The following is a 14311-nucleotide window of genomic DNA, read 5'->3' as shown; positions in this document are numbered from 1 at the left end:
AAAGACCCGCCGCATCATAAAGACGCGGCGGGTCAGGATCGGGGGAATACGTCTTGTTACCGCTCGATATGCGGTGCGCCGTGACGGCGGCGATCTTCCTGCACCACAAATGATGCCGGATCGGGAATGTCCGCCATCAAGCTGTTGACCTTACGGGCGACATTGCCCTCCGTCAGTGCGGACGATTCTGCAATCATTCCCTCGCGGATTTGCCGTGCCTTCTCGCACGCGTCCGGAAAACCGAAGCCGCAGGCCGCATCGTAAACGGTGATGGTTATGACCCGACCGCCGTTCGTCTGCTCGATCAGACGTTGACGAAATTGTAGCGCGATGCTCTCCATCTGCACGGCGGCCTGCGCAATGATATTGGTGCGCTGATAAAGCGTCTGATATGCGCCAACCACACGCTCCTTGTCGGCCTGCACCACGGCAAGCTCCTTCTGGAATGCGACCTCGGCTTTGGCCTGTCCGGCACGTTCTGCTTCCGCGATCTTCGCGCGGTACTGGTCCTCGGTGAACTCGACCTTGCCGGGTTCGACACCGAGCCGCTGGTTGAAGATGGAAATCTCCGTCTGCGCCTCGAATATTGCGATGAGATCGGTCGGGCGCAGACCGGGGCGCAGCACAAGCTGACCTACGCCCAGAAGTGCCACCAGACCGATGCTGCCGGTGGCGAACACCGTCAGCATTTGCCGCAACCGCTTCCCTCCCATCGGGGCTACGGTATTGGACTGAGAACGCGCATTGCCGGAAAGCGGCTGTGGCATCTCCGCCTGCTGTGAAGGCGTAGCAGACGGCATCGGGGGAAGGCTGGGAAGTTCGGGCTGGTTCATGGTAAATCTCCATCTCGTGAAATTGCGGATGGAGCCTGACTAGCGACGCCAGTTTCAACGGCGGGGGGATAGAGCTAATTCAGCGGAAGAGCCTGAGCCTCAGTCTCGACGCCAATATTGTGAACGACAAACATCAGGGGTAATATCGAGAATGATATATAATATTATCGACAGCAGAACCCGACCATTCCGATGGAAGAAAATCAACGCCGTTATCGAAGCTACTTGGCACGATAACAACGTCGCTGATTCTGATACGCAGCCTCCCGGAGACGATGAACTGGTCTATGACGAGAAAAGTGGCATTTCGCTCAACGATGCCATTTTGTGGGCCATGGGAGCGCCAGTTCCCGTCACTCTATATCTATATGATACAGGCTCAGGTATCTAAAAAAACGTCGCTTACGCTGACCGCAAGATGTGCGACGTGTCACGGAAGTGCCCCTGTCGCATATCTTGGCAAGGGAGACGCTGAGCTTCGCAGCACTCTCCCGTTGCATCCCTCTCGCCGTGGCGCGGAAATCGGCATCGAGCCTATCCCGCACCGATGGGGAGCCTTCGGCGCTCCCCAAACCCCATCGACAAGGGGCGTGCCTGACCCCTTTGAACCCAGCTGCTTCCAGCGCGGCAGGGGAGCGTTCCTGCTCCCCTTGACCCCATGACGATTTCATCGAGACCAAGGCGTATGCCGCCCTTGGACCCGCACAATGGTTTCGCCCATCGAGACGATCAAAGGGGCGTGCCTGCCGCTTGGAGTCAAGCCTCTCCAAAGGGCCTACCGCCCGCCCTGTTGTCCTGATATGATCCATGAATCGCGTGATAAGCGCGGCGCATCGACTGAGGGGCAAGCAACTCGTGCATTCATTTGACGAGTTATACCCGAGACTTGGGTAAGAGTTCGGTTCGATGCGTCCGGTTGTCCGCAAAACCTAATGGGAGGGGCTGGCCAGCCAAGACGTGAGTGTGAGTGTAAGTTCGGCGACTAAAATTTTACTTGCCATGCGCAGCGGCGGCATATGCGCAATGCCCGGCTGTGGGAAGCATCTGACTTACGACGCAACGGTCGGGACCGATACCTATGTGGCTGAGGCTGCCCATATCAAAGGCGAGAAATCCATCGCTCCACGTTACGACGCGTCAATGTCCGACGTGGATCGGAACGGAATCGCCAATCTGATCTACTTTTGCACCCACGATCACACCATCATTGACAAAGTGGAAGCGGATTGGCCGGTGGAGAGATTGGTCAAGATCAAGACCGAGCACGAAACTAAAGTCCGCGAAACGATGATCGAAGCGTTTGCGGATGTTGCGTTCCCCGAGTTGGCATCTGCCGTCGCTTGGGTAGCCACACAGCCGCCATCTGGTGGGGCTACGTCATTCGAGGTTGTTCCGCCCGATGAAAAGATTAGGAAAAACGATCTAACGAATGCTTCTAGGCACATCATAGCTGCCGGTCTTGTTTCGCAAGCGACAGTGGCGGGTTATGTCGAAGCGGAGACACAGCTTGATTCCGATTTTCCAGACAAGCTGAAATCGGGTTTTCTCGCTGAGTATTATGCCCTCAAACACAAGGGTCATAAGGGCGATGAGCTGTTTGAGCTGATGTGCGCATTCGCTGTCCGGGGCCTCAAGAAGCAGGGCGACCGCACGGCGGGACTCGCTGTGCTGGTTTATCTGTTCGAAATTTGCGACGTGTTCGAAAAATGATATTGCCGACCAAACATATTCCCGAAGACAATGCGCTGATCGGCGTGGGCGCTACACTCTTGCGCTTTCTCGGTCAGCCAACGACCGTTTCCAACCTATGGGATCGCGTGCGGAACGAGCCCAATGTCGGCACGTTCGAGCGCTTCGCATTGGCATCCAATCTCTTGTTTCTGATTGGCGCAATCGACCTTCGTGACGGCCTTCTCGTGCGAGCGAACCCATGATCCGCGCCGTTAGAGCCAATAAGCGTGGCTTCCGCACCGTTACCTTCGAGGCAGGGGTCAACCTGATCCTTGCAGATCGCTCGAAAGCCGCAGGCGATAAGGACACCACGAACGGTCTCGGGAAATCGACCCTCCTTGAGATCATTGATTTCTGCCTCGGATCAAACACCAGCCCCGACAAGGGCCTTCGCGTCGAATCCCTCGCAGAATGGTCGTTCACGCTGGACCTTACCCTCAAGGGAAAAGAGGTTTCGGTCACGCGCTCGACCGCCGTTCCCGGCACCTTCGAGATCACCGGGGACACTACCGGCTGGCTCATCGTGCCGGAAAAGAACAAGGACGACGTACCTGTTCTTGATCTCAAAAAATGGAGATCCGTACTCGCCTGGGCGCTTTTTGGCTTACCCAGCGCAGCCAACAGCGAGAATTATCATCCATCCGCTCGCTCGCTTTTGTCGTATTTCACCCGGAACGTGCACGGCGCATATGACTCGCCGTTCACCCATTTCGGCAATCAGAAAGTTTGGGACATACAGGTCCACAATGCTTTCTTACTGGGACTGAACTGGGAAAAAGCAGCGCGTTGGCAGCAGCTCAAAGATCAGAAGAACGCCCTAGATGCGCTGAAAAAAGCAATCAAGACCGGCGCGATTGATGGGGAGCTTAGCTCGCTCGGCGAGCTGGAAGCGCAGCGCGTGCGGTTGGAAGGCCAACTCGTAAAAGAGGCCGAAGCTCTCAAAACCTTTCAGGTTCTTCCACAATACAGAGAGATCGAACGCGAGGCGAACAAGCTCACCGAGGAAATCCACCAGCTCGTCAATGCCAACATCACCGACCAGCGCCGTGCCGACCGCTATCGTGCGCTGACTGCGGAAGAGGCCGCGCCCGCTGGCGACAAGCTGGAAGCTCTATATCAAGAAGCCGGTGTGGCGCTCCCGAACGCTGTTAAGCGGACCCTCGACGAAGCGCGCGAGTTCAACCAGGCCATCATCAAAAACCGACAGCAGTTCATCGCAAAAGAGATCGCAGAACTGACTGCCATAACCGCGAAAAACGAAGGGCGGATCGAGGACCTTACCAATCGCCGCGCGGGACTCTTGATGACCCTGCAAGGACATGGCGCGCTCGAGGAATTTACCCGCCTGCAAGACCTTCATGCGGCAACGCGCCTGCGCGTGGACAGCCTGACAACCCGGATCAACCAAGTTCGGCAAATGACCACGAAGGTGGATCAGATAAAGGTCGAAACTGTCGAGTTAAAGCGGTCAACGGAGCTAGATTACGAAGATCGCAGAGAGATATGGACGCAGGCACTCACTCTTTTTTCCGATTTTTCCGAGCATCTCTATAAATCGCCGGGCCGCCTTGTCATTGATATAGATGAAACTGGCTATCGGTTTGATGTAGAGATCGATGGCAATCAGAGCGAGGGCATCAGCAAGATGAAAATCTTCTGTTATGACCTCATGGCGATTTGCTTTGCGCGGATACGCGGGCTAGGTATCGACTTTCTGATCCACGATAGCACCATGTTCGACGGGGTTGACCCTCGCCAGCGCGCACACGCGATCGAGCTTGCCGAGCAAATGGCTCAAAAGCACGGTTTTCAATACATTCTGACGCTGAATACGGACATGCTTCCGACCGCTGATTTCACGCAGGGCTTTGATCATAACGCCCTTGTGCGCCTTGTTCTGACAGATACCGACCCTTCAGGCAGTCTTTTAGGCTTTCGCTTTTAAATTTTTATTCCTTCGCCACAACTGTATCGTAGAGGCCGTAATGGGTTAGGCCATCATGGCTTTCTATGCCGGTATATCGAAGCGATGCGTCCTCGTAGCGGCGGAAAGCAAATACCGCCTCGTTCATCCGCTCCGTGTTGAAAACCTTGAGCCGCACGAGAAGGTGGAAGTCAGCTACGGTCAGACCCGTCACGGTATGGAAAAGGTCCGGCTCCAATTTCGTGATCACGTCCTGCAAGGTATTCTCGCGGAAATCGGTCAGATACATGAAGGCGGGGATGCGGGTGGCAAACTTTATCAGCTTTTCCTGAACGAGCTTCCGCTTGGATTTGTATTCCTTCTCCTCCTCAGTTAGCTCCTTCTTTTCCTTTGCAGTCAGCTCCCCGCCTTTCTCCTTGGCCTTGTTTTTAAGGTCTTTGACCGTCTCACTCTTGTTGATGATCGTTTCAATTACGTTGTCACCGAGAGAACGCCATCCCTCAATGCGCTCGACTGCCGCCATTGCTTCCTCATTATCAAGGACGCGACGCAACGTGTCGTTGTCTACATTGACGAGCAATGCGGACTCCCATTTGCGGGCGAGGAGCGTCGCGGACGTTCCCGCCATCGCAATGTCGAGAATGCCGCCAGCGTCGATCTGCGTCATGTTCGCGCCGTCGTAAGCGAGAACGGGGAGGAACGAGACTAGCTCGCTCACCGCATTTTCAGGGTTCGGTTCTCCGGGTGAGAGGCCAATCCCATATTCCGACAACTGGCGGAGCGCCCGCGTCGGTGCAAAATCGAATACGAAACACACGGGCTTGAGGATTTCTTCCTCATTGGGATTGTCGCCGTTCGGATTTTTAATCGACCACGGCGATTGCACCCGGAACGCCGCCTGAAAGTATGTTTCGGGGGATTTCAGGTTGCGTAGCATCAGAATAGACGACCACTGCGCCACCGTGACGCCCGTGGTCAGTTTGCCGCAAGACAGGGTGATGGACTTTGTATCAAACCCGCTGCCAACCGCCTTGCGAACGGGCGGCAAGGCATCCAAACCGATACCTGCCGTGGCACCAGCCGAGACAATTAACTTGTAGTCATGCCAAAAAACATTGTGCTTTTCAGCAAGCAGGTTCGCCATCGCGTGGCAGGCCGCGACATTCGGCAAGAACCAAAACGAGTGTTGGAGATAGGGTAGTAACCGCACATCGGAATAAGGGAACGGCGGGCGCGTGCCGGTTTTAAGGCTTTCAACGGCCTGCGGTGCATATCCGCCTCGGATAATGTCGAGCCATTTTTGCACATCAGTCTTGTGCTTGAACTCTGCCATATCTTCGGTGCCAGTCGCCGCAAAAAACGCGTTGAGATCGAACTCATCAAATTCCCCCGCGCTGGCGATTGCCAGAAGCTCATCAGGCATCTGGTAAGTAAGCAGGCGCATTTGTGGTAGCGCACCATAGGGGTTGCGCTTGTTCGGGTGTTTTGATGCGAAGTCGGCCTTCGCCTTCTGCTCGTCAGTGTAAGTCCAGTTGAAAATCTGCTCTTCAATGAACTCGCCCGTGGCGAGAGCCTTGAAAGGTGTGCCTGAGAGGTAAAGATAGGCTTGCGTCGTGATCGGGAGAAACTCGGTTTCGTTCTCCGAAAGAACCCCCAAATCCTCGTTCACATCCTCAAGATCGGAAGCATATTCGAGGCTTTCTTCCTTTTTGGCGACTGCCGCATCTTCCCCCTCAAAAAGCTCCTTCGCCGTGTCGCGCCATGCGCCGAAATGGTATTCGTCAAACACAACCAAATCCCAGTTGATCGTGTGAATCCACTCATTGCGCGGCTTGATATTGCCAGCCTTGTCGCGGCCTAAAAGGTCTTGGAATGAACCGAAATACACCAGCGGCGTATCGGCGGAAACGTCGCGTGGGTCGCCCCCAGCGTTCCGCGACAGGTAGCGCCAGCCGTCAAAATCGACGTGGCTTTCAAGGTCGGTCTGCCACGCATCTTCAACAGCGGGCTTGAAGGTCAGGACCAAGACCCGCTTTGCATCCAGCTTCTTTGCAAGTTGGTAGCTGGTGAAGGTCTTCCCGAAGCGCATTTTAGCGTTCCACAGAAAGCGCGGAACAGCCTTATCGTCTTCCTGCCAGCGGGATTGATAATAGTCGTAGGTCTGCTGAACGGCACGCGCCTGTTCGTCACGCGGAGGGAAATCCTCGTGGTGCGTGCCGCTGAAAATCTGCCCGGTGCGAAGCTCTGCGAGCACGGTTTTCACGTTTGCAACCGTGCATTGCATCCATTCGAGCTGAGGATTTGCAAACCCTTTGCGCTTTAGCGCGTCACGCACAGCATGATCGGTGATGATACTCCCGTCATCACGTTCTGCGCATTCGTCCAGCTCAATGGTGTAGTTTGTGATGGCAGCGGTCTTGAGCTGCTCGGCAATGCGCTGCTTGACGTCGCGCGTGGTCTGTCCGACCTTGAGCATTCCAGCGTGAGCATCGTCCGCAATAGCGTAAGCATATATGCGCGGGCGAGCTTCCGGCTTTGGGGTGAGAATTTGCTCAATGGTAGGCTTATTCATTGCCCACCCTCATCGGCTTTATGACGCTTTCAACATAGTCAATTTCTGATTGAGTTAATCCATACTTTTCATAGAGCAAGGCATCGGTCCAAGTCCGATTCCATTCCTGCTGTGGAACCCAAGTGTATGTTCCTCGAAGTGCATCCTGCGTAATCTTCCGTAAAGAAACGAGCAATCGAAAAAACTTGGTGCAATAATATGATTGAAGACTTTTCGCTTCTGCTTCGCTAGATACCCAAAACGCTATGAATGTTTGCGTGCAAACCGAACCCGGAGCGACGATCAGCGTCTTACCTAATACAACATCTGGAATCTTTTGCCCTCCATCTGAACCGGCCTTCGGAGTCAAAACCTTCCAAGAATCGATGAGGTGAGTATTTTTCTTGATGTCTTCTCGCGGCATGTAGCCGACCTGCCGTCTTCCTTTCCGCACGAGATGCAGCGCTACATTGTCCTTCCTTTCCTTTTCGCTGTATCCATCGAAATTTGTGGCGATGCCAAAAGGTGTATCGCCGGTAAGTATGTCGATCATTGTAGGCTCGGCTTTCGCTTGGACCTTATGAAGAATGTCAACAGCGCGAGGATCGCGGACAAAAACATCGAATTCTCCAAGATCGCGGGCAACAGGGCCGATCACCTCATCACCGCGAATGGTAGTAACATTCGTCCGCCCGGTATGACCGTTTTCCCATAGGAAATAGCAAATACCCCCTTTCACTTCGACGCCAGGGAATACGTCCTTTGACACCGGAAAATCGACAATCTCCGCAAGTTTTTCAGATGACAGCATATCTGCACGGAACTCATCCATGCCTCGCCCACCCGCCATCCAGCGCGATGGGACGACCATGCTGACAAAGTGCGGTTCGAGCTTGATCGCCTGCTCCACAAACAAATGATAAATGGAAGAGTCGCTCGTGCCACCAGCTCCCCCAGTCATTTGGTAGGGGGGATTTCCAATGATGACGTCGAATTGCATGTCGGCTCCAAACAGCTCGCTTAGTCGAGCTTTGATATTGTTAGTGTGAATGAAAGCATAAGCGTGGTTTTCAAGCTCCGGGCCGCGTTCAAATAGCGCACGAGGTGCGCCACAGAATTCGCATTTTGCACCCTGCCACGAATGCTCGATGCGCTCGAACCAAACATTTCCGCTGTCAGTGTCGAAACTTGCTGCTACCGAGTGTTCGCCATTTGCGTGCTTTGAGCAATACAGGCTTCGCCTCGCCAAAAGCGAAGTGAGCGTTGTGATGCCAATGCCAAATACCTGCTGTGTCAAAATATGGTCAACGCGGCTTTGAAGATCAGGAATCTCATCCGCCAGACCAGCGATCAGTCGGGTCGTAATCTCACGGAGGAAAACCCCGGATTTAGTGAAGGGGTCGAGGAATCTGACAGTCTTGTCAGCCCAGATGTTGGCTCCATAGTTGCTCGCTGCCCAAGCGTTAGCCAACGTGTCGAGCATTCGGTTCGAGAATTCCGGAGGCGTGAAGACTTCGTCGTTCGATAGGTTCGCGATACAGGTCAAAACATCAGGATTGCGTCCCCGTAACGTGAATACGGCCTTCTCGATCATGCGGACTCCTCCGTTTTGTCGCTCGCGAAGCCCGCCAAGTCGCGCACTGTCATCGGCTCGTATGATCTGGTCGCTGTAAAAATATCATGCGCTTTATGCCCGGCAAAAAGCGAACCCTCCGCTGTCAAACCAGCCATGCCTGTCAGCACATCGAGCCGGAAATCTCGGCGTTGGAATTTACCTTTGCCGATGTAGCCCCATTCGACGACATTGATCGGTGCGCCATCTATGTCACACATCTTCATAGCGTCCCCATGCACGAGGTTAAGCGACAATACATAAAAGGCGGCGCGATATAGCTCGTCCGTTTCGGACAGACCGAGATAGTCAGAAAAGACTTCAAGCATGTTGGCCCGACACTCGGCAATGTTATCGTCTAGTAGCTCAATGCCATAGGCACACATGACTGCGAGGAGGGCATAGTGCTGCTTCTCGAAATCGGACTTGCCGAATTTGACCTCCACTGCGGCGAGCTTGCGCTGCAAGATCGGCACAAGGAAATTGCCACTACCGCACGCTGGCTCCATAAAGCGCGCATCAATTCGTTCTGTCTCGCCCTGCACGAGGTCGAGCATTTTCTCCACTAACCAAGGAGGTGTGAAAACCTCGCCGTGATCAGCGACACGCTTTTTGGACTTAATAAGATTCATACGCGGGGGAGGATAGAATGTTTGCCTAATGTTCTCAATCGAATATCCCTTAGCCTTGGAAAACGCCCACAGCGGCCAAAGGGTATGGCAACATGACTGATTTTTCGAAACTTTCTGCAACGCATCATCCAAAATTGACAATCTTTGCCAAAAATGCCATGATTTGAATCAGAGGTGATCTATGGCAACGATGAACGTTTCCCTGCCCGATGCGATGAAGGATTGGGTCGAAGGGCAAGCCCAGACAGGGCGTTACAGCAATGCAAGCGACTATGTGCGCGACCTGATCCGGCGTGATCAGGATCGGGCCGACAAAATTTCAGCCATGCAGAGGGTGGTGGACGCATCTCTAGCAAGCGGCATCAGCACCCAAAGCGTCGAAGAAATCTTCGATGAAGCCATTCTGCGTCACAAGGGCAACTGATGCCATCTTATCGGCTCACTGTTGAAGCGCGGAACGATATTGCTTCGATTGCGGAATACACCATCAACCAGTTCGGTGTCGAACAGGCCGTTATATACCGCGATGGCCTCATCCGCACTTTCGAGTTTCTGGCTGAGTTTCCCATGATGGCCCGCGAGCGGACTGAAATCAATCCGCCTGTAAGAGCGCATCCTTACAAATCTCATCTCATCGTATATGTTTTCGACGATCAGGGTGTTTTGATCCTTGGTATCCGTCACGCCCGCGAAGACTGGATCAACGAACTGGAAGGCCGGAACGCCTGACGTTCACGATTTCGTGTAGTGGCGATACCGTCATGATCCCTTCCGCTATCTCCTGAGATAATCCCGCGAATGTGTCTCGGTGCGCCGTCCGGTCAACGGGTGGCCCGCTCCATTCGCTACAATTGCATTTCCGCTCCCGTGTTCCCCCGTTTCGCCGCGTCGTTCCTTTAGCGGCTGACCAGCCGTCTATCCCCCCGAGCCTTCTCCTTCGCGTCCTCAGGATACAGCGAAAGGAGACAGGACATGACTTCCAAATCCACTTCACGCTTCGACGTTTACGAAGCCATCACCAACCAGATCGTTGCAGCTATCGAAGCGGGCGCAGGCAAGGTCCAACTTCCCTGGCATCGGCAAGGCGCGTCGATCATGCGTCCCACCAATATCGCCAGCGGCAATGCGTATCGCGGCGTCAATACCGTCGCCCTCTGGGCCGCAGCCGATGCTCTTGGCTATCAACACGGCATCTGGGGAACCTATCGCCAATGGCAAGACCGTGGCGCACAGGTCCGCAAGGGCGAAAAATCCTCGCTCATCATCTTCTACAAGGAATTCGAGAGCGACGATACTACCAGCGAGGGCAATGCTTCCGACGAAAATCAGCGTCGCTTCATGGCGCGAGCATCCTATGTGTTCAACGTCGCGCAGGTGGATGGCTATGTTGCTCCCGAAATCGCCACTCCGGTCGAGCAGATTGATCCTGTGGATTCTGCCGAGAAGCTGATCGCTGCCACGGGTGCGAATATCCGCATCGGCGGCGAGGAAGCCTATTTCGCCCCAAAGGCCGACTATATCGCTATGCCCGACAAGAGCCGTTTCATCGGCACTGACACCAGCACGGCAACCCAAGGATGGTATGCAATTCTCCTCCATGAGCTGACTCACTGGAGCGGTCACGAGGCCCGTCTCAACCGTCAGTTCGGCGAACGCTTTGGCGACGATGCCTACGCGATGGAAGAAATGGTGGCCTTATCTGGACAGTCTGCGCCGCCCGCAACATTGCAGTAAGGTCGGCGATGGACGCCCACGGTAGGCAGTTATCAGGCTGGCCGTAGCGCTGACCCAAGAGCTGGCGGAGGCCAGCCTGATAACTGCCGGGCCATAGGGCGCATCGGTGTGAGGTCAGCTTCCGGGTGGGGGGTCCGGGGGGGAGGGTTTCGTGCCGGTGTCGATCATTACCGTTTGCGAGCGCCGCGACGCCAGGGGGCTCGACGCGCATGTGCCGCTGATCCTGCGGGGAGACGCTCTCTATGATCCCGATCTCGACCGCTTCTTTGTCGACCTGCCGCTAGCGGGGATCCGCTCGCGCCATTCGCTGCGCGCCTACGCCTATGACGTTGCGGTGTGGCTTCGCTTCCTCGATGCCTGCGGCACGACGATATGGGACGCGGCCCGCGACGATGTGACCGCCTATCACCGCGCGCGGCGGCGCGGCGACGCCGCCCAGCGGATCAGCGCGGCAAGCTGGAACCGGGCAGTCGCCAGCCTCGATCGCCTCTACCGCTGGGGTAAGAGCCAAGGGCTGATTGCCGAAGCGCCGTTCAGTCGGCGCGCTATATGGCGACCGGCGCATGGGGGGCGTCGGGGCATGATCGCCGCGCGCAACGACGCCTATGAACGCACTGCCAAGCGATCGGATGTGCGGTTCGTCACGATGGACGACTACCGCATTTTCCGCGACGTCGGTCTGCGCGGCCTCGCCCTTGACGGTACGGAACGCCCCGGCGCTCGCGATCGCAACGGGCTGCGCAACGCGCTGTTCGCCGATCTTCTCGTCACAACCGGCCTGCGTCTCGAAGAGGCGTCGGGCCTGCTCGCCGATGAGCTTGCGGCCATCGATCACGACCACGATCAGGCTCAGCAGCTTTGGCTGCGCCTGCCGCCGCCGCTCACCAAGGGCGACCGCGGACGCAGCGTCCTGGTCCCGCGCCGGCTCCTTCGTCAGATCACCGCCTATGTCGCCGTCGAGCGCGCCGCGGGCGTGACCAAGTTCGCCGCGCGCGACGGTGCGGCCAGGTTCGAGCGACCGATCCACGTCACCCGCGCCGGTCTCGACCGCATGCGCGATGTCTGCACCCCGGAGGAACGATGCCGCCTGATCCTGTGCGACGAGGATGGAACGCCCCGCGAGCCGGTGGCGCTATGGCTGACCGAGGTCGGGCAGCCTGTCCGCCCCAACTCGTGGGAGGTGATCTTCACCCGGGCCTGCAAGCGGTGCGAGGAGAACGGCTTCCCGCTGTCGATCAGCCCGCACCAGCTTCGCCACACCTTCGCAGTCCATATGCTCGCTCTGCTGATCCAGCAGCGACTGCGCGAGGCCGCACTGCCGGTGGGGCCGGTGGAGACCTATCGGCTGATCCTGGGCGACCCGCTGCAACAGGTGCAACGCCTGCTCGGCCACGCGAGCCTCGCCACCACCTATGTCTATCTCGACCATATCGCGACCCGCGCCGATACGGTGGATGCGGCCGTCGAGGAGCTGCTGGCGCTGTTGCCGGGACCGCAGGGCGCATGAGCGAGCGTCCCCGCAAGGGCCGGCCTGTCGCCTTCGCGCCCATCACGCCGGAGCGACCGCAGCCCGATCCGGTGTTCGGCCTCAAGTTCACCATCGAGGCGCGGCATGGCGGGACGGTCCTGGTCGATATGACCGCGCTCGATCCTCGCCCGCTCGCCATCGCCTTTGCCGGTGCGCTGCGTCGGTCGGCCGCGCTCGGGGGACCGATCGGTGCGGCCAGCGTCATCAAGCAGTATGTCCAGGTCTATCGTCACTTCTTCGCCTGGCTTGCCGACGAAGGACTGAAGGTGGTTGGCGTCAGCGACCTGCGCGCGGTCCATATCGATGGTTTCGCATCCGCGCTCGAACGGCGTGGGATGGGCGCGATCCACCGTCACATGACGGTCAGCAAGATCATCAACACACTGCGCGCGATCGAAGCAGACCGGCCCGATCGGATCGCACCCGAGCTGCATGAGCGGCTGCGCTACACGCTGGCCACTTCGGCGGGCCGCTCGACCCCGCGCGATGCCTACAGCCCCTTCGTCGCCCGCGCGCTGCGCGACGCGGCGCGAGCCGATGTCGAAGCGATGTTCCGCCGTCTCGGCGCCGACGATCGGACCGACGAGGGTGATCCGGCCATCACCGCCGCCCGCGCCGATGTCGAAGCGATCATCGCGCGGCAGGGCTTTATCGTCGCAGACCAGCCCGAGCTGAAGAGCCTTTATTTCATGCGCATGCGCCGCAACCTGCCAACCGCGACGCTCATCGACGACCTGCATGGCCGGCATCATCTGCTCGCGCGCGACCTGCCGGCGCTGCTCGTGCTGCTCACGCTTGAGACGGGCCTTGAGCCCGAGTGCCTGAAGACGCTGACCGTGGACTGTCTCGCCAATGCCCATGCCGGCACGGTGGAGCTGCGCTATCTGAAGCGCCGGGCTCGCGGCGCCGAGCACAAGAGCATGCGCATCCGCGACGGCGGTGGCGGCACGCCGGGCGGGCTGATCCGCCGCCTGATCGACGCCACGGCGGCTGCCCGCGAGCACCTGCCCGGCGATTGCCTGTGGGCCTATCACAACGTCGGCGGCCTTCGCGCCGGCATAGTCGACCTCAAGTATCCGCTCCCCGCCTGGGCTCGCCGCTGTGGCATTGTCGACGATAACGGCAAGCCGCTGCATCTGCTGCTTTCCCGGCTGCGCAAGACCCACAAGGCGCTGTGGTACACCAAGACCGAGGGGCACATGGCCCGCTTCGCGGTCGGTCACACGCGCGAGGTCGCGGCGCGCCATTATGCCGACCTGCCGTCGCTCCGGCCCCTGCACGAGGCGGCCGTCGCCGATGCCTTTCGCGAGGCGGTCGCCGCCGCGATGCCGACCGTCCTCGCGCCCACGGCCGAGCAGGCGCTGCGCGAAGCGCCCGAGCAGGCGGCGCCGTTGATGTCGGCCGATACGGTGGGGCCGTTGCTCGACGGCGAACAGGATGTCTGGCTCGCCGCCTGCTCGGGCTTCCATAGCAGCCCCTTCTCCGAGGCCGGCTCACCCTGCGCGCAGCCCTTCTGGGGCTGCCTCGATTGCCCCAACGCCGTCATCACCGCGCGCAAGCTTCCCGCGATCCTCGCCTTCCTCGCGTTCGTCGAAGAGCAGCGACCGAGCCTCCCGGCGAGCGACTGGGCGGCCAAGTTCGGCCGCGTCCATTCCCGCATCACGACCCAGGTCCTGCCGGTCTTCTCCGATGCCGTTATCGCCGATGCGCGCTGGCAGATGGAGAGCGAGCGGCTCTATCTGCCAGAAGCCGGGAAGCACGCGCAT

Annotated in this window: 12 protein-coding genes; 8 read left to right on the top strand and 4 right to left on the bottom strand. The window is 57.7% G+C overall.

Translation table 11 applies throughout. The features are described 5' to 3' along the window. Positions 1-56: 56 nt before the first annotated feature. Positions 57-833 (bottom strand): hypothetical protein, encoded by a 777-nt coding sequence (locus OOT33_RS00060; protein ID WP_307747924.1) that lies wholly within the window; start codon positions 831-833, stop codon positions 57-59. Between the two features lie 963 nt (positions 834-1796). On the opposite strand from OOT33_RS00060, the gene OOT33_RS00055 reads away from it, so the two are divergent. From OOT33_RS00055 to OOT33_RS00045, 3 genes are read left to right on the top strand one after another with little or no spacing between them, the layout of a single operon-like run. Continuing rightward, on the top strand, positions 1797-2543 hold the full coding sequence (locus OOT33_RS00055) for an ABC-three component system protein (protein ID WP_307747923.1): 747 nt from the start codon (positions 1797-1799) through the stop codon (positions 2541-2543). After that, positions 2540-2767 (top strand): ABC-three component system middle component 6, encoded by a 228-nt coding sequence (locus OOT33_RS00050; protein WP_307747922.1) that lies wholly within the window; start codon positions 2540-2542, stop codon positions 2765-2767. The genes OOT33_RS00055 and OOT33_RS00050 overlap by 4 nt, the downstream gene beginning before the upstream one ends. Beyond that, positions 2764-4509, top strand: a complete 1746-nt coding sequence (locus OOT33_RS00045) for a DUF2326 domain-containing protein (RefSeq protein WP_307747920.1) — start codon at positions 2764-2766, stop codon at positions 4507-4509. The genes OOT33_RS00050 and OOT33_RS00045 overlap by 4 nt, the downstream gene beginning before the upstream one ends. Positions 4510-4513: 4 nt before the next feature. Here the strand turns inward: OOT33_RS00045 and OOT33_RS00040 are convergent, their stop codons facing one another. The 3 genes from OOT33_RS00040 to OOT33_RS00030 are packed head-to-tail and all read right to left on the bottom strand — an operon-like array spanning position 4514 to position 9415. Beyond that, positions 4514-7060, bottom strand: coding sequence for a DEAD/DEAH box helicase family protein (locus OOT33_RS00040; protein WP_307747919.1), 2547 nt, complete (start codon positions 7058-7060; stop codon positions 4514-4516). After that, complete coding sequence (locus OOT33_RS00035; RefSeq protein ID WP_307747918.1) at positions 7053-8633, bottom strand: Eco57I restriction-modification methylase domain-containing protein; 1581 nt, start codon at positions 8631-8633, stop codon at positions 7053-7055. Before OOT33_RS00035 ends, OOT33_RS00040 begins: the two co-directional genes overlap by 8 nt. After that, entirely contained in the window at positions 8630-9415 is a 786-nt protein-coding gene (locus OOT33_RS00030) for an N-6 DNA methylase (protein ID WP_307747917.1), read from the bottom strand. The genes OOT33_RS00035 and OOT33_RS00030 overlap by 4 nt, the downstream gene beginning before the upstream one ends. Positions 9416-9464: 49 nt before the next feature. Between OOT33_RS00030 and OOT33_RS00025 the strand changes: the two genes are divergently transcribed. The 5 genes from OOT33_RS00025 to OOT33_RS00005 form a co-directional block, all read left to right on the top strand. Further along, the gene (locus OOT33_RS00025; protein WP_307747916.1) at positions 9465-9707 is read left to right on the top strand and encodes a type II toxin-antitoxin system ParD family antitoxin; all 243 of its coding nucleotides are present in this window, start codon (positions 9465-9467) and stop codon (positions 9705-9707) included. Next, positions 9707-10012: a type II toxin-antitoxin system RelE/ParE family toxin gene (locus tag OOT33_RS00020; RefSeq protein ID WP_307747915.1), complete on the top strand. Its 306-nt coding sequence runs from the start codon at positions 9707-9709 to the stop codon at positions 10010-10012. The genes OOT33_RS00025 and OOT33_RS00020 overlap by 1 nt, the downstream gene beginning before the upstream one ends. Before the next feature lie 243 nt (positions 10013-10255). Next, positions 10256-11017, top strand: coding sequence for an ArdC-like ssDNA-binding domain-containing protein (locus OOT33_RS00015; protein ID WP_307747914.1), 762 nt, complete (start codon positions 10256-10258; stop codon positions 11015-11017). Between the two features lie 157 nt (positions 11018-11174). Next, positions 11175-12524 (top strand): site-specific integrase, encoded by a 1350-nt coding sequence (locus OOT33_RS00010; protein WP_039577820.1) that lies wholly within the window; start codon positions 11175-11177, stop codon positions 12522-12524. Next, a partial coding sequence (locus tag OOT33_RS00005; RefSeq protein WP_307747913.1) for a hypothetical protein occupies positions 12521-14311 on the top strand: 1791 nt, incomplete at its 3' end. The genes OOT33_RS00010 and OOT33_RS00005, both read left to right, overlap by 4 nt.

Origin of the sequence: Sphingobium sp. DEHP117 (assembly GCF_030867385.1) — a bacterium.
Classification (GTDB): domain Bacteria; phylum Pseudomonadota; class Alphaproteobacteria; order Sphingomonadales; family Sphingomonadaceae; genus Sphingobium.
The sequence above is the reverse complement of the archived record's forward strand: the minus strand, read 5'-3'. Positions and strand labels throughout refer to the sequence as shown.